The 22,604-nt window shown below is 72.6% G+C and carries 16 protein-coding genes, 1 tRNA gene and 1 pseudogene; 14 read left to right on the top strand and 4 right to left on the bottom strand.

What is annotated here, in order from left to right; genetic code table 11:
- The first annotated feature begins 58 nt into the window (after positions 1-58).
- The 7 genes from ABT025_RS21425 (at position 59) to ABT025_RS21395 (ending at position 10,634) form a co-directional block, all read left to right on the top strand.
- Positions 59-955: an FAD binding domain-containing protein gene (locus ABT025_RS21425; protein WP_350996647.1), complete on the top strand. Its 897-nt coding sequence runs from the start codon at positions 59-61 to the stop codon at positions 953-955.
- Complete coding sequence (locus ABT025_RS21420) at positions 952-2,622, top strand: 2Fe-2S iron-sulfur cluster-binding protein (RefSeq protein WP_350996644.1); 1,671 nt, start codon at positions 952-954, stop codon at positions 2,620-2,622. The genes ABT025_RS21425 and ABT025_RS21420 overlap by 4 nt, the downstream gene beginning before the upstream one ends.
- Positions 2,619-4,964 carry a xanthine dehydrogenase family protein molybdopterin-binding subunit gene (locus tag ABT025_RS21415; RefSeq protein ID WP_350996641.1) on the top strand — a complete coding sequence of 782 codons (2,346 nt, stop codon included), beginning with the start codon at positions 2,619-2,621 and terminating at the stop codon, positions 4,962-4,964. Before ABT025_RS21420 ends, ABT025_RS21415 begins: the two co-directional genes overlap by 4 nt.
- Before the next feature lie 66 nt (positions 4,965-5,030).
- Positions 5,031-6,677 (top strand): PucR family transcriptional regulator, encoded by a 1,647-nt coding sequence (locus tag ABT025_RS21410; RefSeq protein ID WP_350996639.1) that lies wholly within the window; start codon positions 5,031-5,033, stop codon positions 6,675-6,677.
- Positions 6,678-6,855: 178 nt separating this feature from the next.
- Positions 6,856-8,235, top strand: a complete 1,380-nt coding sequence (locus ABT025_RS21405; protein WP_350996636.1) for a type III PLP-dependent enzyme domain-containing protein — start codon at positions 6,856-6,858, stop codon at positions 8,233-8,235.
- Entirely contained in the window at positions 8,232-9,065 is an 834-nt protein-coding gene (locus tag ABT025_RS21400) for a M55 family metallopeptidase (protein WP_350996634.1), read from the top strand. The genes ABT025_RS21405 and ABT025_RS21400 overlap by 4 nt, the downstream gene beginning before the upstream one ends.
- A gap of 129 nt (positions 9,066-9,194) precedes the next feature.
- Positions 9,195-10,634, top strand: a complete 1,440-nt coding sequence (locus ABT025_RS21395; protein WP_350996631.1) for an amino acid permease — start codon at positions 9,195-9,197, stop codon at positions 10,632-10,634.
- Positions 10,635-10,691: 57 nt separating this feature from the next.
- On the opposite strand, the gene ABT025_RS21390 is transcribed toward ABT025_RS21395, so the two are convergent.
- Positions 10,692-10,766: transfer RNA gene (locus tag ABT025_RS21390), tRNA-Cys, on the bottom strand.
- A 204-nt stretch (positions 10,767-10,970) separates the two neighbouring features.
- Between ABT025_RS21390 and ABT025_RS21385 the strand changes: the two genes are divergently transcribed.
- From ABT025_RS21385 to ABT025_RS21375, 3 genes and pseudogenes are all read left to right on the top strand, one after another.
- Complete coding sequence (locus ABT025_RS21385) at positions 10,971-12,449, top strand: MFS transporter (RefSeq protein ID WP_350996629.1); 1,479 nt, start codon at positions 10,971-10,973, stop codon at positions 12,447-12,449.
- A gap of 21 nt (positions 12,450-12,470) precedes the next feature.
- Positions 12,471-12,716 (top strand): annotated as a pseudogene (locus ABT025_RS21380) (Fic family protein); the annotation flags it as partial.
- 151 nt (positions 12,717-12,867) lie between these two features.
- Entirely contained in the window at positions 12,868-14,649 is a 1,782-nt protein-coding gene (locus tag ABT025_RS21375; RefSeq protein WP_350996626.1) for a DEAD/DEAH box helicase, read from the top strand.
- Positions 14,650-14,726: 77 nt separating this feature from the next.
- On the opposite strand, the gene ABT025_RS21370 is transcribed toward ABT025_RS21375, so the two are convergent.
- Positions 14,727-15,278, bottom strand: a complete 552-nt coding sequence (locus tag ABT025_RS21370; RefSeq protein WP_350996623.1) for a hypothetical protein — start codon at positions 15,276-15,278, stop codon at positions 14,727-14,729.
- A 292-nt stretch (positions 15,279-15,570) separates the two neighbouring features.
- On the opposite strand from ABT025_RS21370, the gene ABT025_RS21365 reads away from it, so the two are divergent.
- The 4 genes from ABT025_RS21365 (at position 15,571) to ABT025_RS21350 (ending at position 21,672) form a co-directional block, all read left to right on the top strand.
- Positions 15,571-17,190 (top strand): WxL domain-containing protein, encoded by a 1,620-nt coding sequence (locus tag ABT025_RS21365; RefSeq protein ID WP_350996620.1) that lies wholly within the window; start codon positions 15,571-15,573, stop codon positions 17,188-17,190.
- Between the two features lie 160 nt (positions 17,191-17,350).
- Positions 17,351-19,363, top strand: a complete 2,013-nt coding sequence (locus ABT025_RS21360) for a hypothetical protein (protein ID WP_350996617.1) — start codon at positions 17,351-17,353, stop codon at positions 19,361-19,363.
- Between the two features lie 336 nt (positions 19,364-19,699).
- Positions 19,700-20,341 carry an IclR family transcriptional regulator gene (locus ABT025_RS21355; protein ID WP_350996614.1) on the top strand — a complete coding sequence of 214 codons (642 nt, stop codon included), beginning with the start codon at positions 19,700-19,702 and terminating at the stop codon, positions 20,339-20,341.
- A gap of 542 nt (positions 20,342-20,883) precedes the next feature.
- Positions 20,884-21,672, top strand: coding sequence for a YlbL family protein (locus ABT025_RS21350; RefSeq protein WP_350996611.1), 789 nt, complete (start codon positions 20,884-20,886; stop codon positions 21,670-21,672).
- Between the two features lie 37 nt (positions 21,673-21,709).
- Here the strand turns inward: ABT025_RS21350 and ABT025_RS21345 are convergent, their stop codons facing one another.
- Both ABT025_RS21345 and ABT025_RS21340 read right to left on the bottom strand, forming a co-directional pair.
- A complete protein-coding gene (locus ABT025_RS21345) occupies positions 21,710-21,913 on the bottom strand; it encodes a hypothetical protein (protein ID WP_350996608.1) in 204 nt (67 codons plus the stop codon).
- Positions 21,914-21,927: 14 nt separating this feature from the next.
- Positions 21,928-22,536, bottom strand: coding sequence for a helix-turn-helix domain-containing protein (locus ABT025_RS21340; protein ID WP_350996605.1), 609 nt, complete (start codon positions 22,534-22,536; stop codon positions 21,928-21,930).
- Positions 22,537-22,604 lie beyond the last annotated feature (68 nt).

Below are 22,604 nucleotides of genomic sequence, written 5' to 3'. Positions count from 1 at the left end.
GCACGTACCGTACGGCGAAACAGGCCGGACGCCGGGACACCGGGAAGGGGCAGCTGGGTTGACCACGCACGCACCGCAGGCGACGCAGTCCGTCACGCTGCCTGCCTCGCTGGACGAGGCCGTGGCGGCACTCGGCGCCATGCCCGCCGCCGTCCCCGTGGCAGGCGGCACGGACCTGATGGCGGCTGTCAACAAGGGGCTCCTGCGCCCCTCCGGGCTGGTCGGTCTCGGCCGGATCAGCGAACTCCGCGGCTGGCACTACCAGGACGGCCACGCCCTGCTGGGCGCCGGTCTCACCCACGCACGCATGGGGCGGCCCGACTTCGCCGCCCTCATCCCCGCGCTCGCCGCGTCCGCGCGCGCGGCCGGCCCGCCCCAGATCCGTAACGCCGGAACGCTCGGCGGCAACATCGCCACCGCCGCACCGACCGGCGACGCCCTGCCGGTGCTCGCCGCCCTGGAGGCCGAGCTCGTCATCGCGGGCCCCGGTGGCGCGCGCCGCGAGATTCCGGTCTCGCACCTGCTGGCAGGCCGCGAGATGCTGGAGCCCGCCGAGCTGATCGGCTTCGTCCGCGTCCCCCTGCTGCACGCCCCGCAGGTCTTCCTCAAGGCGACCGGACGCACCGGCCCCGGCCGTGCCACCGCCTCCGTCGCGATCGTGCTCGACCCGGCCCGGCGCGGCGTGCGCTGCGCGGTCGGCGCCATCGCGCCGATGCCGCTGCGGCCGCTGGAGGCCGAGCACTGGATCGCCTCACTGATCGACTGGGACGGCGAACGAGGCCTGGCCCCCGACGCGCTGGCCGCCTTCGGCGAGTACGTCGCCGCGGCCTGCATCCCGGACCAGGCACCACCGGCCGACGGGGGTCAGGCGCCACCGCTGCCTCCCGCCGTACTGCACCTGCGGCGCACCGTCGCCGCGCTGGCCCGACGCGCGCTGGGGAGGGCACTGTCGTGAGCAACGAGGACCGCACCGATCAGCACGGGGGCTGGGAGCCCACCCCGCAGAGCGGCGAGTACGACGCGGAGGCGACCGCCTTCGTCCACCTGCCGCCGGAGGACCTGGCGAACATCCCGCTGGCCGCACCCGGCCAGGGATACGTGCCGCCGATGATCCTTCCGCTGACCCCCGCGGCCGGCCTCGACCCGGCGGCCACCGGCAGCTGGCTCGTCCAGACGCCGGACCAGCAGGACCAGCACGGCAGGCCGGACCCGCAGGGCCCCGGTGCGGAGCCCGCGCCCGCCGCGGTGCACTGGCCGGACCCCAACCAGCAGCAGACACCGTACGGATACCCGCAGCCCGGGTCGCAGTCGTCCCAGGAGTACCCGGACCGGTACCCCGTGGACCCGGCCGCCACCGGCCAGTGGAACTTCGCCGAGTCCGGAGGCCCCGCCGAGCCGGCCGGCCACACCGGACAGTGGACGATCCCGGTCGCCGACGGCGAGCTCCCGGAGGAGTCCGGCGAGTTCTCGGCCTCCGCGCTGGCCGCCGGCCTGTACGCGGACCGCACCCCGCCGGCCACGCTGCCGGGCGGTGCGCCCGCGCCGTGGGCGACGCAGGAACCGCAGCCCGGCGCCAGGGACACCCCGGTGCTGGGGACGGACCTGGGCCACCTGCCGGAGCCCGCCTCCGGCGAGCCGGCCGACGTCCCCGCGGACGAGCCCGGCCCGGACCCGGTCGCCGGCCCCGTGGCGGAAGCCGTCCCGGGCACACCCGAGGACCCCGCGCACCGGACCCCGGTGGACGAGGCCGCGCCGGACGCCGTTCCCGAGGGCGACGCGCAGCAGCCCGCCCCGGAGCAGCCCGACGCGGCTGCCCCGGACAACGCGGCCCACGACGACACGGCTCACGACGACACGGCTCACGACGACACGGCTCACGACGACACCGCCCACGACGACACCGCCCAGGACAACGCGGTCCCGGACAACGCGCCTCCGGACGAAGGGGAGCCGGCTGACGCGGCCCCCGACGACGTCGTCGCGGAGGCCGTGCCCGCCGCCCCGCTCGACCTGCCCAGTGAGCATCCCGCCGCCTCCTACGTGCTCCATGTGAACGGTGCCGACCGGCCCGTCACCGACGCCTGGATCGGCGAGTCGCTGCTCTACGTACTGCGCGAGCGCCTCGGCCTCGCCGGCGCCAAGGACGGCTGCTCGCAGGGCGAGTGCGGTGCCTGCAACGTCCAGGTGGACGGCCGTCTCGTCGCCTCCTGCCTGGTCCCCGCGGCCACGGCGGCGGGCAGCGAGGTCCGTACGGTCGAGGGCCTGGCCGTCGACGGCGAGCCGTCCGACGTCCAGCGGGCCCTGGCGCACTGCGGTGCCGTCCAGTGCGGCTTCTGCATCCCCGGCATGGCGATGACCATCCACGACCTGTTGGAGGGCAACCACGCCCCCAGCGAGCTGGAGACCCGACAGGCGCTCTGCGGCAACCTCTGCCGCTGTTCCGGTTACCGCGGCGTGCTCGACGCCGTGAACGAGGTCGTCGCGGGCCGCGAGGCCGCCTCCGAGGCGGCCTCCGTACCCGCGCAGGAAGTCGCGGAGCCTGACGAGGCCCGCATCCCGCACCAGGCGGCGCCGGGCGCGGGTAGTGTGCAGGCCCATCTGCAGGACGGAGGGATGGCGTGAGCAACGACGCGGCCACCGCTGCGGGCGCGACCCACACGGCGATCAGCATCCCGTCACTGGACGGCCCGGGCGGCCCCGAGACCGAGCAGCCGCTGCTCGGCCTGGGCGCCTCCCTGCCGCCCGCCGACGCCCGCGCGAAGACCGAGGGCACCTTCCCGTACGCCGCCGACCTGTGGGCCGAGGGACTGCTCTGGGCGGCCGTGCTCCGCTCCCCGCACCCGCATGCCCGCATCCTGTCCATCGACACCTCGGCCGCCGCCGAGATGCCGGGCGTCCGCGCGGTCGTCACCCATGAGGACGTCCCCGGCGAGAGCGACTACGGCCGCCTCGTCGTCGACCGGCCCGTCTTCGCGTCCGACCTGGTCCGCCACCACGGCGAACCGATCGCCGCGGTCGCCGCCGACCACCCCGACACCGCCCGGCTGGCCGCTGCCGCGATCGCCGTCGAGTACGAGGTGCTGGAACCGGTCACCGACCCGGAGAAGGCGTTCGCCGCCGAGCCGCTGCACCCCGACGGCAACCTGATCCGCCACATCCCGCTGCGCTACGGCGACCCCGAGATCGTCGGCGAGGTCGTCGTCGAGGGCCTGTACCGCATCGGCCGTCAGGACCCGGCCCCGATCGGCGCCGAGGCCGGACTCGCCGTGCCCCGCCCCGACGGCGGCGTGGAGATCTACACCGCGTCCACCGACCCGCACACCGACCGGGACCTCGCCGCCGCCTGCTTCGGCCTCGAACCGGACCGGGTGAAGCTCGTCGTCACCGGCGTGCCCGGCGCGACCGGCGACCGCGAGGACCCCGGCTTCCAGCTCCCGCTCGGCCTGCTCGCGCTGCGTACCGGCTGCCCGGTCAAGCTGGCCGCCACCCGCGAGGAGTCCTTCCTCGGTCACGCCCACCGCCACCCGACCCTGCTCCGCTACCGCCACCACGCGGACGCCGAGGGCCGCCTGGTCAAGGTCGAGGCCCAGATCCTCCTGGACGCGGGCGCGTACGCCGACTCCTCGTCCGAGTCCCTGGCCGCCGCCGTCGCCTTCGCCTGTGGTCCGTACGTGGTCCCGCACGCCTTCATCGAGGGCTGGGCGGTCCGTACGAACAACCCGCCGTCCGGCCACGTCCGGGGCGAGGGCGCGATGCAGGTCTGTGCCGCGTACGAGGGCCAGATGGACAAGCTGGCGGCCAAGCTCGGTATCGAGCCCGCCGAACTGCGGCTGCGCAACGCCCTGTCCACCGGCGACATCCTGCCCACCGGACAGACGGTGACCTGCCCCGCCCCGGTCGCGGAGCTCCTGCGCGCCGTACGGGACTTCCCGCTGCCCTCGCTGCCCAAGGACACCCCTGAGGACGACTGGCTGCTGCCGGGCGGCCCCGAGGGCGCGGGTGAACCCGGCGCCGTGCGGCGCGGGGTCGGGTACGCGCTCGGCATGGTCCACATGCTCGGCGCCGAGGGTGCCGACGAGGTCTCCACGGCCACGGTCCGGGTCCACGACGGCATCGCCACCGTCATCTGCGCCGCCGTCGAGACGGGGCAGGGCTTCTCGACGCTGGCCCGTCAGGTCGTGCAGGAGACGCTGGGCATCGAGGAGGTGCACGTCGCGTCCGTCGACACCGACCAGCCTCCGGCGGGTCCGGCGACGCACGGCCGCCACACCTGGGTCTCCGCCGGAGCGGTCGAACGCGCGGCGAAGATGGTCCGCACCCAGCTGCTCCAGCCGCTGGCCCACAAGTTCGGCATGTCCACCGAGCTGCTCCAGATCGCCGACGGCAAGATCACCTCGTACGACGGGGTGCTCTCCACGACCGTCGCTGAGGCGATGGACGGCAAGGAGCTCTGGGCCACCGCCCAGTGCCGCCCCCACCCCACCGAGCCGCTCGACGAGTCGGGTCAGGGCGACGCCTTCGTCGGTCTCGCGTTCTGCGCGATCCGTGCGGTGGTGGACGTCGACATCGAGCTCGGCTCGATCCGTGTCGTGGAGATGGCGATCGCCCAGGACGTCGGCCGGGTCCTGAACCCGTCCCAGCTGGCGACCCGGATCGAGGCGGGCATCACGCAGGGCATCGGCACCGCCCTGACGGAGAACCTCCGCACCGCCCGCGGCCTCATCCGCCACCCCGACCTGACGGGTTACGCCCTGCCGACCGCGCTGGACGCACCGGACATCCGCATCGTCAAGCTCGTCGAGGAACGCGACGTGGTGGCCCCCTTCGGCGCCAAGCCCGCCTCGGCGATCCCGGTCGTGACCTCGCCGGCCGCCGTGGCCGCGGCAGTCCGCTCGGCCACCGGACGCCCGGTCAACCGCCTCCCGATCAGGCCCCAGGCGGCCGTCGCCGCGCCCAGGACCTGATCCCGGCCCCCGGCGCGGTGACGGAGGACATGGCCGCGCCGGGCCGGACCGGGTCACTATGTGCGGATGCACCCCTTTGAGACGGACCGCCCCGAAAGCGGTCCCACCCTGGCGCAGCTCCTCGCGCTGATCGCCGCCGGGACGGTCGATGTCGTCGCGGCACCGTGCGGCACCGATGTGCGGGTGTCCGACGTGGTGCTGCACGACCCTGGCGACGACAGGGACGAAGAGACGTGGGCGGCCACCGGCCTGGTCCTGCTGGCCGTCGGCGTGGAGGCCGCATCGCCCGAGGCGGCCGACGTCCTGCGGGCCGCCGACCGCGCCGGAGCGGCGGCCGTGGTGATGCGGCGCGGCACCCGGGGACCCGGGACGGCTCTGCTGGACGCTGCGGAGCGGGGGCGTACGGCCTTGCTGACCCGCGGGCCGGGGCAGGGCTGGACCGAGGTGCTCGGCCGGTTGCGGACGGCGCTGGCGCACAGCGTCCCCGACCGGTCCGCGGGCGCGGGCGGGGTGGACGGCCTGCGGCTGGGCGATCTGTCGGGCCTGGCCAACACCGTGGCGGATCTGGTCGGCGGCGCGATCACGATCGAGGACCCGCAGTCGCGGGTGCTGGCGTACTCGCGCATGGACCACGAGCCCGATCCGATGCGCAGGCTCACGATCCTCGGCCAGGAGGTGCCGCGCTGGCGGGTCACCGAACTGCGGGAGAGCGGCTTCTTCCAGGCACTGTGGAACACCGACGACGTCGTGCGGCTCCCCGCCGACGACCGGTACGCCGAACGGCTGGCCGTCGCGGTGCGGCACGGCTCCGAGGTGCTCGGCTCGATCTGGGCCGCAGGCGACGGGCGTCCGCTGGCCGACGACGCGGTGGCGGCCCTGCGGACGGCGGGCCGCGCGGCGGTGGCACATCTGTCGCACCACCGCACATGGGGCCGGGCCGCGGCCCGGGCGCGTGAGGGCGCGGTGCACGCGCTCCTGGCGGGCAGCGCGCAGGCGGCGCACGACGTCGGGATCGTGCGGGGCCGGCCCTACGCGGTGCTGGTGGCGGAGGCGTACGACGGTCCGCAGCCCGCGCCGGGTGACGTCGGGCAGCGGGTGCTGGACGTCCTCGCGCTGCAGGCCGCCGCCTACCGCCCCGGGTGTGTGACCGCGCGGTCGGGCCGGCGGCTGTACGCCCTGGTGCCTGCCGCCGACGGCGAGGCGGACCCCGCGCGCACCCTGCTGGCGACGGCCCGGGGGCTGCCGCGCGGCGCGGTCTTCGCCGGCGCCGGGCCCGTGGTCGCGGATCTGGCGGAGCTGCCCGCCTCCCGTGACGCGGCGGAGCTGGTGGTGCGGGTGCTGAGGGAGCGGGCCGCACGCCTGCCGGCCGGCGGGGCCGTTTCGGCGGTGGCCTCGTACGCGGAGGTGGCGGCCGAGGCCGCGGTGCTGCGGCTGCTCGACCGGGTGGAGCCGCTGTGGGGATCCGTGCGCGGGCCGGTGCACGCGATGACCGAGCACGACCGGGCGCACGGATCGCGGTACGGCGAGTCGGTCGCCGCACACCTCGACGCCTTCGGCGACACCGCCGCCGCCGCGCGGCACCTCAATGTGCACCCCAACACGCTGCGGTACCGGCTGCGCCGGGCCAGGGAGCTGTTCGGCGTCGACCTGGCCGATCCGGCCGTGCGGCTCCTGGCGGACGTGGGGCTGCGACTGGGGCGGCGTACCGAGTGAGCCGGGGGCGCCGACTGTGACCCGACATGATCATTTGGTTGTGGTGCCGGACAGGAGAGCCGTCCAGGTGTGGTCGTGAACGACGAAGACATGACGGGCTCCGCACCCCGAAGCTGGGCACAACGGCCCGCGTCCCGATGGACGCGGTGCACGAGCGACCCCCAGGAGTGTGGTTCAGGTGACTTCCGGTTCGGCCCCCCAGCGCAAGCGCGCCCGCGAGGCGGCGCTGGCCCGTGCCGTCGAGGACGGCCTGCTCGGCCCCGGCGCGCCCCTGGTCGGCCTCCTCGACGTCGACGGGGTGCTGGCCGCGGTGGACGCGCTGAACGAGGCGTTCGAGGGACCGGCCACCGTCCAGCACACCTTCGCGGCCAAGGCATGCGGACTGGTGCCGGTCCTGCGGCTGCTCGCCGAGGCCGGCATGGGCTGCGAGGTCGCCTCACCCGGCGAGCTGGAGCAGGCCCTCGCCGCCGGCTTCACGCCCGACCGGCTGGTCTTCGACAGCCCCGCGAAGACGGTCGAGGAGCTGGAGTTCGCGTTGGAGCACGGCATCGCGATCAACCTGGACAACTTCCAGGAGCTGGAGCGCGTCGACCGCCTGTTGGCCGGCCGCGAGCCGTCGGGACCCATCGGGCTGCGGGTGAACCCCCAGGTCGGCGCGGGCGCCATCGGAGCGATGAGCACCGCGACCGCGACGTCCAAGTTCGGCGTCGCCCTGCGCGACCCGGGAGCCGTGGACGCGGTCGTCGACGCCTTCACGCGGCGCCCCTGGCTCGACCGCCTGCACGCGCACGTCGGCTCCCAGGGCTGCCCGCTGCCGCTCATCGCCCAGGGTGTCAGCGCCGCGTACGAGCTCGCGGAGCGGATCAACGGGCAGCTGGGCCGCGCACAGATCACCGGCCTGGACATCGGCGGCGGCCTGCCCGTCAACTTCACCGACGAGGACGACCGCCCCACGTACGGCGACTACGTCCGCGAACTGCGCGCCGCCGCCCCGGGACTCTTCGACGGCCGGTACACCCTCGTCACCGAGTTCGGCCGCTCGCTGCTGGCGAAGAGCGGCACCATCGGCTCGGTCGTCGAGTACACCAAGTCGGCCGGCGGCCGGCGGATCGCGGTCACCCACGCCGGTGCCCAGGTGGCCACCCGTACCGTGTTCATGCCGGACGCCTGGCCCCTGCGCGCCGGTGTGTTCGACGCGGCGGGCCGGCCCAAGGAGGGCCCGCTCCAGGTCGTGGACATCGCGGGGCCGTGCTGCTTCGCCGGGGACCTCACCGCCATCGCCCGTGAACTCCCGGCGATCGAGCCCGGGGACGTGGTGGCGCTGTACGACACCGGGGCGTACTACTTCTCCTCGCACTTCTCGTACAACTCCCTGCCCAGACCCGCTGTGTACGGCTACCGCACGGACGCGGCCGGGCAGGTCCGTCTCGCCCTCGTCCGCGAGGCCCAGAGCGTGCGCGAAGTCGTCGAGGAGAGCGGCCTCTCGCACGCGGACGCCCTCGTGGCGCTGTGCGCGGACGGCTCGGAGCCGGCGGGGAAGCAGGAGGTGGCGGGGTGAAGCGGGTCCTCATATCCGCCGACATGGAAGGGGCGACGGGCACCGTCTCCCCGGCGGACGTCGAAGCGGGGACACCGCGCTACGAACGCTTCCGCCGCCTCCTCACCCGGGACGTCAACGCCGCGGTCGCCGGATTCGCCGACGCGGGTGCGGACGAGATCGTCGTCAACGACGCCCACTGCGGCATGGACAACGTGCTCATCGAGGAACTCGACCCGCGCGCCGTCCTCATCGTCGGCCGCCACAAGCCGCTCGGCATGATGGAAGGGCTGGAGGACGGCCTCGACGCGGTGGCGTTCGTCGGTTACCACACCGGCGCCGGCGAACAGGGCGTCCTCGCGCACACCTACCTCTCGCACAGCATCCTCGGCGTCCGCATCGACGGCGAGCCCGTCGGTGAGGGCCACTTCAACGCCCTGGTCGCCGCCGAGGCCGGCGTCCCCGTCGTCCTCGTCACCGGCGACGACGTGACCTGCCGCGAAGCGGCCGTGTACGCACCCGGCTGCCGGACCGTCACCGTGAAACGGGCGATCTCCCGGCACGCGGCCGTCTGCCGGACCCCCGCCGTCACGGAGGCCGACATCCGCCGTGAGGCCGCCGCGGCGCTCTCGTCACCCCCGCCGCGCCCGGCCCCGCGCCCCGCACCGCACGTGGTGGAGGTCGACGTGGACAGCCCGCACCTCGCGGACCGTGCGGGCGCACTGTCCGGAGTCGAACTGTCCGGCCCCCGGACCGTCCGCATCCAGACCCCCGACGCCGTGACGGCGCTGCGCCGCTTCCGGTCGCTCAGCTGGGTGATCGGCGGCGGTCGCGAGGGCGACTGGACCTGAGACCACCGCCGCCCCGGCGGCCCCGGCGGGATCCCTGCCGCGGGGCCGCCGCTTCCCGACGGCGCGCCCGCACCCGCCCGAGGGGTTTCCCCGCCCCCTTGTACGACGTTGCCCCTGACTGGAGCTGCCATGACTTCTTCCGTACCGCAGAAAGAGCCGCAGAGCCCGCAACCGGAACTCAGCCGCTCCCTGCGCAACCGCCACATGTCCATGATCGCGATCGGCGGCGCGATCGGCGCCGGACTGTTCGTCGGCAGCGGCTCCGTGATCAAGACCGCGGGCCCCGCCGCGATCGTGTCCTACTGCCTGGCCGGTGCCCTGGTGCTGTGCACCATGCGGATGCTGGGCGAGATGGTCGTGGCGAAGCCGTCCGCGGGCTCCTTCGCCGACTACGCCCGCACCGCCATCGGGCCGTGGGCGGGCTTCACCATCGGATGGCTGTACTGGTACTACTACGTCATCATCGTGGCCGTGGAGGCCGTCGCGGGCGCTGCGATCCTGCACGCGTGGCTCGATCTGCCGCTCTGGGTCCTGGCCATGGGCCTGATGGTCGTGATGACCGCGACCAACCTGCTCTCCGTGAAGTCGTTCGGCGAGTTCGAGTTCTGGTTCTCGTCCGTCAAGGTCGCCGCGATCGTGGCCTTCCTGATCGTCGGCGGTCTCTACGTCTTCGGCGCCTGGCCGGACTCGTCCTTCGACTTCTCCAACCTGACCGCGCACGGCGGCTTCACCCCGAACGGCTTCACCGCCATCTTCTCCGCGATCGTCGTGGTCATCTTCGCGTTCGGCGGAGCCGAGATCGTCACCATCGCCGCCGCCGAGAGCAAGGAGCCCGAGCGGTCGGTGGCCCGTGCCACCACCGGCATCATCTGGCGGATCATCCTCTTCTACGTCGGCTCCATCGTCCTGGTCGTCACCATCGTGCCGTGGGACAGCGCCCAGGTCCTGGCCAGCCCCTACGTCGCGGCCTGGAAGATCATCGGGCTGCCGGGCGCGGGCGTCGTGATGGACATCGTGATCCTCACGGCCGTGCTGAGCGTGCTCAACTCCTCGGTCTACGTCTCCTCCCGGATGCTGCGGGCGCTGGCCACCCACGGCGACGCCCCCACGTGGCTGGTGGCGACGAACAAGCGCCAGGTCCCGGTCCGCGCGATCCTGGCCGGAACAGTGGTCGGCTGGATCTCGGTTCTCCTGGCCTATCTGTCCCCGGACACGGTCTTCACGTACCTCGTGAACTCCTCGGGCGCGATCGCCATCTTCATGTACCTCATGATCGGCGTGTCCCAGCTGCGCATGCGGCGCCGGCTGGAGCGTGAGGCGCCCGAGCGGCTGACCCTGCGGATGTGGCTCTTCCCGTATCTCACCTGGGTGGTGATGGCCGGGTTCGCGGCCGTCCTGGTGGCCATGGCGGTCATCGCCGACCAGCGCACCCAGCTGCTGACGAGCCTCGGCAGCCTGGCCGTCGTCCTCATCGCGTACGCGGTCCGCAAGGCGCGCGGCGCGCGCCCGCTGCCCGCCGAAGCCGCCGACGGGGGCGCCCAGGAGCCGGACGCGGTGTCCACGCGCTGACCCCGCCCACGACGAAACCGCCCGCCCCCGCTACAGCGGGAGCGGGCGGTTTCGTCGTGGAGACCGTGACCGGATTCGAACCGGTGTAACTCGAGTTGCAGTCGAGCCCCTGAGCCTCTCGGGCACACGGTCGGGCGGTGTTGCGTGGTGCGATGGCTCGACCGTACGGCCGCGGCGGCGCGGCGGACAAGAGTGCGGGCCGCCGTGCAACGCGACTGCCATGCGGCGTTCACGATCCTCGCGGTTGCGCGCGCTCCGGTCCTACGACCAACGGACGAGAACCCGGGCGACCCGCGACAGGTCCCATGCCGTATTTCGCCCCTTACTCTTGGGCTCATGACCGCCCTGGAACCGCGCGACGCCGATGTCTCGCCCCCTGCCGAAGACATTGACGCCACCCGCGGCCCGGCCGTCGCCCCGAAGCCGGAGGGCGTCCTGGGGCGGACCTACCGGGCGCTCAGTATCGGCATCGTCTCCGTCGTCTTCCTGATCGCCTTCGAGGCGACCGCCGTGGGGACCGCGATGCCGGTCGCCGCCCGTGAGCTGCACGGCATCCCGCTGTACGCGTTCGCGTTCTCGGCGTACTTCACCACCAGCCTCTTCGCCATGGTGCTGTCCGGCCAGTGGGCCGACCGGCGCGGCCCGCTCGCACCGCTCGCCACGGGGATCAGCGCCTTCGGCGCGGGGCTGCTGCTGTCCGGGACCGCGGGCACGATGTGGATGTTCATCGCGGGCCGGGCGGTGCAGGGACTGGGCGGCGGGCTGGTGATCGTCGCGCTGTACGTGGTGATCAGCCGGGCCTACCCGGAACATCTGCGGCCGTCGATCCTGGCCGCGTTCGCCGCGAGCTGGGTGATCCCGTCCGTCGTGGGACCGCTGGCCTCCGGGAGCGTCACCGAGCACCTGGGCTGGCGCTGGGTCTTCGTCGGCATCCCGGTGCTGGTCGTCTTCCCGCTGGCGCTCGCGCTGCCCGCGATCCGGCGGACGGCGTCGGGCCCGGCGGACCCGGCGGCGCCCGTGGAGTCGTACGACCGCCGGCGCATCGCGCTCGCGCTCGGCATCTCGCTGGGCGCCGGACTGCTCCAATACGCCGGGCAGGAGCGGAACTGGTTCTCCCTGCTGCCGGCCGCCGCCGGTGTCGCCCTGCTCGTCCCCGCGATCCGCGGTCTGCTGCCCCCGGGCACCGGCCGCGCTGCGCGCGGGCTGCCCGCGGTGGTGCTCCTGCGCGGAGTGGCGGCCGGGTCGTTCATCGCCGCCGAGTCGTTCGTCCCGCTGATGCTGGTCACCCAGCGCGGGATGTCCCCGACGATGGCCGGGCTCTCGCTCGCCGCCGGCGGCGGGACGTGGGCGCTCGGCTCCTACGTGCAGTCCCGGCCCCGCATGGAACCGCACCGCGACCGGCTGATGGTGGGCAGCATGGTGCTCGTCGCGGCGGCGATAGCCGCGGCTCCGGCCGTGCTGATCGACGGGGTGCCGGTCTGGACGGTCGCCGTGGCCTGGGCCTTCGGCTGCTTCGGCATGGGCATGGTGATCGCCTCGACGAGCGTGCTGCTGCTGAAGCTGTCCGCGCCGGAGGAGGCGGGCGCGAACTCCGCGGCCCTGCAGATCTCCGACGGCCTCTCCAACGTCCTGCTGCTGGCCGCGGGCGGCGCGGCGTTCGCGGCGCTCGGCGGGGGAGCGGTGGGGGCCGTGCACGAGGCGGTGGAGGCGGGCGGCTCCGGCTCGCACCCGGGGGCGTTCGCGGTGGTGTTCCTGCCGATGGCGGCGGTGGCGCTGGTGGGGGCCTGGGTGGCTACGCGGGTGCGGACGTCGTAACCGGTACCGGTTCGGCCCCACGCCCATCCGGACGTCGACGAAGCGGCCGCACTGCTCCAGTCCCTGGCGATCAACCATCCGCCCTTCGACGGCAACAGACGCACCGCCCGGCTTTCGTGCATGACCTTCCCGGCGATGAACGGCGTCGACCTCCGCCCGCACACCGACGCGGCGGAACGCCTGGTCATCGCCGTCGCCACCGGCGACATGGACGAGGCCGAGGCCATCTCCCAGGGGCTGCGGGAACTGGTCGTCGACGCGGTGTGAGAGCCGTCGCAATTACGTACGGGGCGGCGCAGTCCGAGGCGGATCGCCCCCCGTCCCCCGGTAGGGTGGCCCGGTTGTCGTATCGCGTACGGGCCCGTCCCGGTCCGTGCGGACAGCACCACACGTACCCGAGAGACCCGAACCGGAGACCGTGACTACTACCGCCTCCCACCACCTCTCACCCGCCTTTCCCGGCCGCGCCCCCTGGGGCACGGCCGGCAAGCTGCGAGCCTGGCAGCAGGGCGCCCTCGAGAGGTACATCCAGGAGCAGCCGCGCGACTTCCTCGCAGTCGCGACCCCCGGCGCCGGGAAGACCACCTTCGCGCTGACCCTCGCCTCATGGCTGCTCCACCACCACGTCGTGCAGCAGATCACCGTCGTCGCGCCGACCGAGCACCTGAAGAAGCAGTGGGCGGAGGCGGCCGCCCGGATAGGGATCAAGCTCGACCCCGAGTACAGCGCGGGCCCCGTGAGCAAGGAGTACCACGGGGTCGCGGTCACGTACGCGGGTGTCGGCGTCCGCCCGATGCTGCACCGCAACCGGTGCGAGCAGCGCAAGACCCTCGTGATCCTCGACGAGATCCACCACGCCGGTGACTCGAAGTCCTGGGGCGAGGCCTGCCAGGAGGCGTTCGACCCGGCGACCCGTCGGCTCGCCCTCACCGGCACCCCGTTCCGCTCCGACACCAACCCGATCCCCTTCGTCGCGTACGAGGAGGGGAACGACGGGATCCGGCGTTCCTCGGCCGACTACACCTACGGCTACGGCAACGCGCTCGCCGACGGCGTCGTCCGCCCCGTGATCTTCCTCAGCTACAGCGGCAACATGCGCTGGCGCACCAAGGCCGGTGACGAGATCGCCGCCCGGCTCGGCGAGCCGATGACCAAGGACGCCATCGGCCAGGCCTGGCGCACCGCGCTCTCGCCCACCGGCGACTGGATCCCCAACGTCCTCAGCGCCGCCGACAAGCGGCTGACCGAGGTCCGCAAGGGCATCCCGGACGCCGGCGGGCTCGTCATCGCCACCGACCAGGAGTCGGCACGCGAATACGCCAAGATCCTCAAGAGGATCTCCGGCGAGAAGGTGACCGTGGTCCTCTCCGACGAGAAGGCCGCGTCGAAGAAGATCGACCAGTTCACCGAGGACGAATCGCGCTGGATGGTCGCGGTCCGCATGGTGTCGGAAGGCGTCGACGTGCCGCGCCTGGCCGTCGGCGTGTACGCGACCACCATCTCGACGCCCCTCTTCTTCGCCCAGGCCGTCGGCCGTTTCGTCCGCTCCCGAAGGCGCGGCGAGACCGCCTCCGTCTTCGTGCCGACGATCCCGATGCTCCTCGACTTCGCCAACGAGATGGAGGTCGAACGGGACCACGTCCTCGACAAGCCCAAGAAGGGCAGCGACGAGGAGAACCCGTTCGCCGAGGAGGACAAGCTCCTCGCCGACGCCGAGAAGCTGGAGGACGAGGAGACCGAGGAGCAGCTGCCCTTCGAGGCGCTGGAGTCCGACGCGGTCTTCGACCGGGTGCTGTACGACGGTGCCGAGTTCGGCATGCAGGCACACCCGGGCAGCGAGGAGGAGCAGGACTACCTCGGCATCCCGGGGCTGCTCGAACCCGACCAGGTGCAGTTGCTGCTCCAGAAGCGGCAGACCCGGCAGATCGCGCACAGCCGGCAGCGGCCGGCCTCGGAGGCGGACCTGCTGGAGAAGCCGGCCGAGGACCGTCCGGTGGTCACGCACAAGCAACTGCTGGGGCTGCGCAAGCAGCTGAACACCATGGTGTCGGCCTACACGCACCAGAGCGGCAAGCCGCACGGGGTCATCCACACCGAGCTGCGCCGGGTGTGCGGCGGGCCGCCGAGCGCGGAGGCCACGGCCGGGCAGATCGAGCAGCGGATCAAGAAGGTCCAGGAGTGGGCCACCCGCATGACGTGAGCCGGTATCGGCGGGCACGCACCGGCCCGGCGCGGGGACAGCTGTCCTCACGCCGGGCCGGCGTCATGCGCGGGCCGCTACCAGACGAACGCCGCGGACTGGACGGACGTCGCCACACACGGCACAGTGGCGGACGTCGGGGACGAGGTCACGATCTGCAGTGACCAGTTGGTGGCGGTCGCGGGAGCGGCAAGCACCACGGAGTTGGTGCTGTTGCCGGTCGCCAGCGTGCCGGAGCTGAGCTTCAGCGGCCCCAGGGTGATCGGGTTGGGGTAGCTCATGCCCGGGTTGGCCTTGGCGGAGAACTGGACCTGACTGGTGACGCCGCCCACGGTCTTGGAGACCTTGAGCGTCGTCGTGATGCTGTTCGGGTCGGCACTCGAACCGGACGGCATCGTGATCGCCGACGACGTGAGCTTGATCGTCTTGGTCGTGCCGTTGTCGGCGGCGGTCAGGGTGGCGAGACCGCTGCCCCACGAGCCGCAGTCGAAGGTGGCCGTCGCGGTGAGCGGAGTCACCGCGGAGGCCGTCGGGGCGGAGAGGGCGAGCAGTCCGGCTGTCGAACACGCCGCCGCCAGGATCAGCGGCAGGCGTCTTCGGCCGGACGCGTGGGTTGAAGAGATCGACATGACGGGTGGAACTCCTTCCGGTTTGAATTTCGCGGATCCGCCGTCTCGCTGCACTCGGTGCATTCGCTGTACGTGCGGATCTGCGTGCCGGGCCCGGCATGTCGGGTGCAGTGAAACGGTGATCTTCGAAGAAGTCAACAGGTATGCGAAAAACGTCTGCCAAAATCCGTTTGGGGCATTTCAGAAAAGGATCAATCGGCTCTCTCTTGACTTCTCTGCACGTGACCTCCTCAATGTGCGCAATCAATGGTCCATGAAAGGGTGTCAGGTGATCCGACGACGAAGACCCGGTGTGACCGGTCTGCTCGCGGCCTGCTTCGTACTGTCACTGGGCTGCGTCGGGGCGACGGCCGCACCGTCCCCGCCCGCCGATGCGGTCGCCGCCGCCGGGACGGTGACCCCGACCGTGCACTGCGTCCTGCCCGCGGGTCAGGGAGAGGCGACCGGGCCGCAGCAGATGACCGTCGACCTGTCGCCGGCCGTCGTCGAACCGGGCGGCAAGGTGCACGCGAAGGTGACACTGGGCCCGTCCCCGGCCACCAGCCAGATCGCCCTGGAGGACGTGCCGACCACCATCAGCCTCGACCTGGCGATGTCCGGCGGGGCCACGGGCACCGTCACGGTGCGGGGCGCCGAGTTCGGCATGAACGTCCCGGTCGGCACGCCCATGGAGTTCCCCCCGTTCGAAGGCGACTTCCTGCTTCCGGCGGACGCCTCGGGCGAGATCTCGCTGGCTCCGATCCGCACGCTGACGCAGACGAAGGTGTTCGGATCGGTCTTCGAGACACCCTGCGACATCGTCGACGGCGGCGGCTCCATCGGCACGGTCACCGCGGAGGGCTCCGCCGCGGAGCCCGCCACCCTGACCGCGCCCACCGACCCGGTACGCCCGAACACCGCCGTGAAGCTGGGCGGATCGGGATGGACCCCCGACGCCTCTCCGGTGCCGTCCCTGTGCGCGGTGGGCGGTGGGGGCTGCGACCCGCTGAAGTTCACCGCCCACGCCCTCAGGATCGACTCCTACGGCACACTCACCGGCACCGCGACCCTCAGTGAGGCCGGAGCCGTACCCGACGGCAGCTACGTGGTGAAGGTCAACGACGGGACGAAGGAGGCCACCGCCCCCCTCACCGTCCAAGCGGTCGCGGCCGGCAACCGGGAGATAGAGCTGTCTTCGGACAGCGGCCCGGTCGGCAGCGTGATCACCGTCAGCGGCCGGAACTACAACCCGGACCGCTGGATCAACGTGATCGGCCTCGACGCCTCGGGCGCGACGCTCGACGACAGCGCGGTCTACGTCAAGAGCGGCACGGACGGCACCTTCGCCGTCGAGTTCACCGTCATCTCCGATGCCGTCGCCGCCGTCCAGGCCGACGAGGGCAACGACCCGGCGACCGTACGCACCGCCCCGTTCACCGTCACCACCGGTGGCGGCGGGGGCGGCAGCACGGCCGAGCAGCAGTTGAGCACCCAGGTCAGGGCGGGAACGCTCTCCATGACCCAGGACGGTGACACCGTCGACTTCGGTACGACGGTCCTGGGCGCGGACAGCGGCGTGCAGAGAGCCCACCTCAACCGGGTGGAGGTGCAGGATGCCCGCGGCGTCAACAGCGGCTGGTCCCTGACCGCCACCCTCACCGGCTTCACGAGCGCCGACGGGGGCACCATCCCGGCCGGTGCGGTGCGGTGGGCGCCGGCCTGCACGGCACAGGACGGGAGCGTGGGGGCGCCGGTCGCCGGATCGCCCACCGCGCTCGGGAGCGAGGCGGCGAGCCTCTGCCGGATGAATCCGGACGGATCACGTCCGTTCACCGGCGGGAAGTTCGACGCCGAGGCGGGGCTCGCCCTCACGGTTCCCGAATTCACCCGGCCCGGAGATTACAGCGCCACCCTGACCCTGACCCTGCTGTGAGTTCGTAAAGGTCATCGAGGCCGCAGGGCCGTCAAGGCCACAGGGGTCATCAGGGAAAAGCACCGAGGACGCCCGTCTGTTCCGTACGGCAATGGAGCAGGCGGGCGTCGTCCATTCCGCATTCGGATCAGTCGCATTCCGTTTCCTTTGGAGGAGCCGCATGTTCGCGCATCGCAGACTCACCGGAAGACAGCGCCGCCCGGCATGGCGCCGCGCCGTAGCCCTCGGCGCCGGAGCCGTGCTCGCGTGGACCGGGGGAACCGTCGCACTCGCCCCCCTCGCCCACGCCGGCACCATCACCCCGACCGTCCACTGCACCCTGCCCGCCGGCCAGGGTGAGGCGACCGGGCCCCAGCAGTTCGGCATCGAGCTGACGCCCGACGTCGTCGACCCGGGTGGCAAGGTCCACGCGAAGGTGACGCTCGGCCCGTCCCCCGCCACCAGCGGACTCAGCCTCAACGACGTGCCCACCACCCCGAGCGTCGACCTCGCCATGTCCGGCGGCGCCACCGGTACGGTCACCGTCACCGGGCCCGAGGTCACCCTCGACGTCCCCTCCGGGAAGCCGATCGAGATCCCGCCGTACGAAGGGGACTTCCTCATCCCCGCCACCGCGAGCGGCCCGATCACCTTCACCCCGCTGCGCAACGTCACCCGCACGAAGGTGCTCGGCTCCACCTACACGACGACCTGTGAGATCACCGCGGGCGGCGGCTCCATCGGCACCGTGACCGCGGAGGGCAGCGCCGGCCAGCCGGCCACCCTCATCGCCCCCACCGCACCGGCCCGGCCGTCCAGCTCCGTCGCCCTGTCGGGCAGCCGCTGGACCGTGGGCGCCACCCCCGTACCGTCGCTGTGCGCGACCGACGGCGGCGGCTGCGACGCCGGGAAGTTCGCGAGCAGCTCCCTCGCGATCAACAGCTCCGGACAGCTGACCGGCAGCGCCGTGCTCGCCGCGGCCGGCGCGGTGCCGGACGGCTCGTACCTCGTGAAGGTCGGCGACGGTACGAAGGAGGCGACCGCACCCCTGACCGTCACGGCCTTCGTCCCCGACGGGCCCCGCGCGATCGCCCTGTCCCGCGGCAGCGGACCGGTGGGCAGCGTCATCACCGTCAGCGGCAGCGACTACTACCAGGACCGGTGGATCAACACCGTCGGCCTCGACGCGACCGGATCGACGCTCGACGACACGGCCGTCTACGTGAAGAGCCGCCCCGACGGCACGTTTGCCGTGGACTTCACCGTGTCGGACCCGGCGATCGCCTCGATCCAGGTCGACGAGGGCAACGATCCGGCCACCGTGCTGACCACTCCGTTCACCGTGACCGAGGCCACCGCGACGCTCTCCGCGGGCGTGGCCAAGGTCAAGCCGGGCGGCGCGATCGGCGTGTCCGGTGACGGCTGGCCCTCGGGCGTCACTCCCGCCGCTGCCCTGTGCGCGGCCGACGGCAGCGGCTGCGCCGCGGCCGGGATCAGCGGCTCCACCCTGCGGATCGCGGCCGACGGCACGCTCAGCGGTACGGTCACCGCCGCCGGATCCACCGCCCGCGGCGTCTACGCGCTCCGGGTCACCGCCGGCAGCGCGCAGGCCCTCACCCAGCTGACCGTCGCCCCGACCTTCGTCGTCCTCACCCCGGCCGCCGGACCGAAGGGCACCGCGGTCACCGTTCTCGGCCAGGGCTTCGCGAAGGTGGCGACCGTGTCGATCGTCGGGCTGCGGGCCAACGGCTCGCAGACCTCCGACCCGGTGCGCACCAAGGTGGTCGGCCTCGACGGGGCGTTCTCGCAGACCTTCACCGTCAACGCGGCCGACACCGTCGCCCTCCGGGTCCGCGAGGTCCTCGTCAACCCGCGCACCGAGACGGCCGCCTTCACCGTCCAGGACGGCACCGTCCCCGCCGGGGCCTCCTTCGCGCTCTCGCCGCCCGAAGGACCGCCCGGCACGGTCGTCCAGGTGACCGGCCGGGGCTTCGCCCCCGTCGCCACGGTCTCCGTCACCGGACGCACCGCTGACGGCAAGCAGACCGCCGACTCCTACGTCACCCGGGTCATCGGACTCGACGGCACCTTCGCGCTCAACTTCACCGTCCGGGACCCGGCGACGAAGGCGATCAGGGCCTGCGAGGTACTCGTGAACGGAAAAACCGTCCAGCAATTGTTCACAGTGAGTTAACGCCGGTTCACATCCGGTGTACGGAGCGTCGCGAGGGAGTCGGCCGACATGGACGCGCGTAGATGCGCGCCGGTCGGCCGACGTCCCGCTGACCGGCACTTATGCTCTTCCGGCACAACCGTGGTTTCGTGAGCGCCCGGATTCTGGACGAGGTCTTCCGCTGAGCGGACTGGCTCGCTACTGTCCCAAAAATGTGAACGCCCCGTGGCAACGCCGCCGCGGAGCGCAGCCGGTGCCTGGCCAGGCCGGCGGCCTCTCCGTGCGTCGCCGCTGGGACCGGTGACGCACAATCCGTGGGAACAGCCGCCGCCGCTCACCAAAGAGGGAGAGGGCGTCGTGACCGCGGAGACCTCCCAGACGCTCGACCGAGGACTGCGTGTCCTCAAGCTGCTCGCCGACACCGACCACGGCCTGACGGTCACCGAGTTGTCCAACAAACTCGGCGTCAACCGCACAGTGGTCTACCGTCTGCTCGCCACGCTGGAACAACACACCCTGATCCGACGAGACCTGGGCGGCCGGGCGAGAGTCGGCCTGGGCGTTCTGCGTCTGGGCCGACAGGTGCATCCGCTCGTACGGGAGGCCGCGCTGCCCGCGCTGCGTTCCCTGGCCGAGGACATCGGGGCCACGGCCCACCTCACGCTGGTCGACGGCTCGGACGCGCTTGCCGTCGCGGTCGTCGAACCGACCTGGACGGACTACCACGTGGCCTACCGGGCCGGCTTCCGTCACCCCCTCGACCGGGGCGCCGCGGGCCGGGCGATCCTCGCCGCACGGCTGAAGCCGGTGGCCGAGACGGCCTTCACCCTCACCCACGGAGAGCTCGAAGCGGGGGCCAGCGGAGCCGCGGCCGCGCTGATGGGAGTGACGGGCGTCGAGGGCAGCGTCGGCGTGGTGATGCTCGCGGACGCCGTCCCGGAGCGAGTGGGGCCCCGGGTGGTCGACGCGGCGCGCGAGGTCGCGGACGCGCTTCGGTAGCGGGGCCCTTGGGTGGGCGGCCGTGGGGGTCCTTGGTGCGGGGTTCCGTGGTGCGGGGTTCCGTCCTCAAGCGCCGGACGGGCTGTTTGTGCGGGTCCCCCGCGGGGTTCGCCGCTACCCGGTGGTGGGGTCCGGGGCCCCTCCGGGGCGTCTCCTCAAACGACGAACGTTCCGCCGGTACGCAGAGCGGTCCGGGTATCTGTTCGTCGTCCTGCGGGGACTCCCCTGCACGGCCCCGGACCGGCCGTCCTGCGTCTGCGGCAGTCGCTGGGCCGGTGTGCAGACGCGACTGATGCCGGGTGGGGACGTGCAGGGGAGTCCCCGCAGGAAATGGCGTACGACCCGGGTACATCGCGATCCCGGGTGCACACGCCATTTCTGAGGAGACGCCCCGGAGGGGCACCACCCCCACCCACCGGGCAGCGGCGAACCCCGCGCCCCACGGGAACACCCGCACCAAAGCCCGTCCGGCGATTGAGGACGGAACCCCGGCAGTGGTGGGGCCGAGACCCGCAGCGCGCGCGGGCCGTTAGATTGGGCGGGTGTTCACACGTCGCTCGCGCCCCCGCACCCTCGCCCTGTGCGCCCTCCCGGTCCTCGCCCTCTTCGGCGTCGCCGCCTTCGCACCGCTGCCGTTCACGCTGGCGCAGCCGGGGACGACGACGAATGTGCTCGGTGACGACCACGGCACTCCCGTGATCAGCATCGAGGGCACTCCGACCCGGCCCACCGATGGCCAGCTGCGGATGACGACGATCGTGGCGACCGGACCCGACGCCGATGTCGGGTTCGGCGACGTGATCGACAGCTGGTTCCGTACGGACCGGGCGGTCATGCCGCGCGACTCCGTCTACCCGTCCGGCGGCTCCGAGAAGGAGATCGAGAAGCACAACCTCGACGACATGGTGAAGTCGCAGGACTCGGCGGTCGACGCCGCTCTGAACTACCTCGGCAAGAAGCCCGGCTCGGTCGACGTGACCCTCCACCTCGCCGACGTGGGCGGCCCCAGCGCCGGCCTGTTCTTCGCGCTCGGCATCGTCGACAAGCTCGACGGCGACGGCTCGGGCGGCGATCTCACCGGCGGCCGCACCGTCGCCGGTACGGGCACCATCCAGGCGGACGGCGAGGTCGGCGCGGTCGGAGGTGTCTCGCTCAAGACGCAGGCGGCCCGGCGCGACGGGGCCACCGTCTTCCTCGTGCCGAAGGCGGAGTGCAAGGAGGCGAAGTCCGAACTGCCGAAGGGGCTTCAGCTGATTCCGGTCACGACTCTGAAGGGTGCGGTGTCCTCGCTGAGGGCACTGGATCACGGGGGGAAGGTCCCGAGCTGCTGACCGCGGGCGGTCCGCAGGGCCGCCGGGACCGCTACGGCTACGCGGTGCGGGGTGTGCGCGGCGACAGGGCGGTCCGGTCCGGCAGGACGCGCAGGCCCAGTTCGACCATGGTCCAGCCGAGCCGTGTGCGCAGGTCCTTGCGCGGGGCGACGGGGCGCTGTGCAAGGCGGAAGGCGTCCGCCCGGTCGCGGAGTTCGGCGGAGCGGATGCGGTGGAGCTGAAGGTGCGTCTCGGGATGCATGGCGGGTGGTCCCTTCAGTCGGTGGGGCGCGGAAAGACGTGCAGTTGGGTGCGGACGACGGCGGATCCCTCGGTGTCCTCGGGGACACGTCCGCGGTAGCTGTTGACCAGTTCGTGGACCTTGTCGGCGAGTTCCCTGGAGAGTTCGGGGGTGAGCCGCACCTTGAAGTCGCTGAGGTCGGAGCCCTCGTACCACTCCCGGGGCCACTCGTGCATCGTGCCGAGCCAGGTGTTCAGCTCCTGTGCGTGCATCGTCGCGACCTCGTGGAGTACGACGCCCATGGCGCCGCGCACCTCGGGATCGGGGTCGTACAGGAACTCCGGGTCGAAGGAGGCGCCGGCGTGCACGGCCCGCCACCAGCGCTCGCGTCCCTTGCCGAGCGTCGGGTCGTCCTCGACGAAGCCGTACGAGGCCAGCTGCCGCAGGTGGTAACTGGTGGCGCCGCTGGACTCGCCCAGCCGCTCGGCGAGGCCCGAGGCGGTCGCGGGTCCGAACTCGCGCAGCGAGCTGAGCAGCCGCAGACGCAGCGGGTGGGCGAGGCCCCGCAGGGAGCGGGCGTCGATGCTGAGGACCTTCGGGTCCGGCGCGGTGGCGGTGTTGTCGTCGCCGTCTGTCGTTGGCATGCCTCCACCGTAGAGTTACAAAGACAGCTTTGCAACATGTCTTTGCAACATCTTCTTTGGAAGTCTCC

Origin of the sequence: Streptomyces sp. NPDC002809, assembly GCF_040295435.1 — a bacterium.
Taxonomy (GTDB): Bacteria; Actinomycetota; Actinomycetes; order Streptomycetales; family Streptomycetaceae; genus Streptomyces.
Note: the sequence above shows the minus strand (reverse complement) of the source record. Positions and strands in the feature narration are given on the sequence as shown.

What these genes read in the sequence shown, in the direction of transcription:
- ABT025_RS21410 (WP_350996639.1), top strand. Translation starts at nt 5,031, where the DNA reads ATGCACCCCTTTGAGACGGACCGCCCCGAAAGCGGTCCCACCCTGGCG.
- ABT025_RS21360 (WP_350996617.1), top strand. Translation starts at nt 17,351, where the DNA reads ATGTTCGCGCATCGCAGACTCACCGGAAGACAGCGCCGCCCGGCATGG.
- ABT025_RS21370 (WP_350996623.1), bottom strand. Translation starts at nt 15,278, where the DNA reads ATGTCGATCTCTTCAACCCACGCGTCCGGCCGAAGACGCCTGCCGCTG.
- ABT025_RS21340 (WP_350996605.1), bottom strand. Translation starts at nt 22,536, where the DNA reads ATGCCAACGACAGACGGCGACGACAACACCGCCACCGCGCCGGACCCG.
- ABT025_RS21345 (WP_350996608.1), bottom strand. Translation starts at nt 21,913, where the DNA reads ATGCATCCCGAGACGCACCTTCAGCTCCACCGCATCCGCTCCGCCGAA.
- ABT025_RS21385 (WP_350996629.1), top strand. Translation starts at nt 10,971, where the DNA reads ATGACCGCCCTGGAACCGCGCGACGCCGATGTCTCGCCCCCTGCCGAA.
- ABT025_RS21395 (WP_350996631.1), top strand. Translation starts at nt 9,195, where the DNA reads ATGACTTCTTCCGTACCGCAGAAAGAGCCGCAGAGCCCGCAACCGGAA.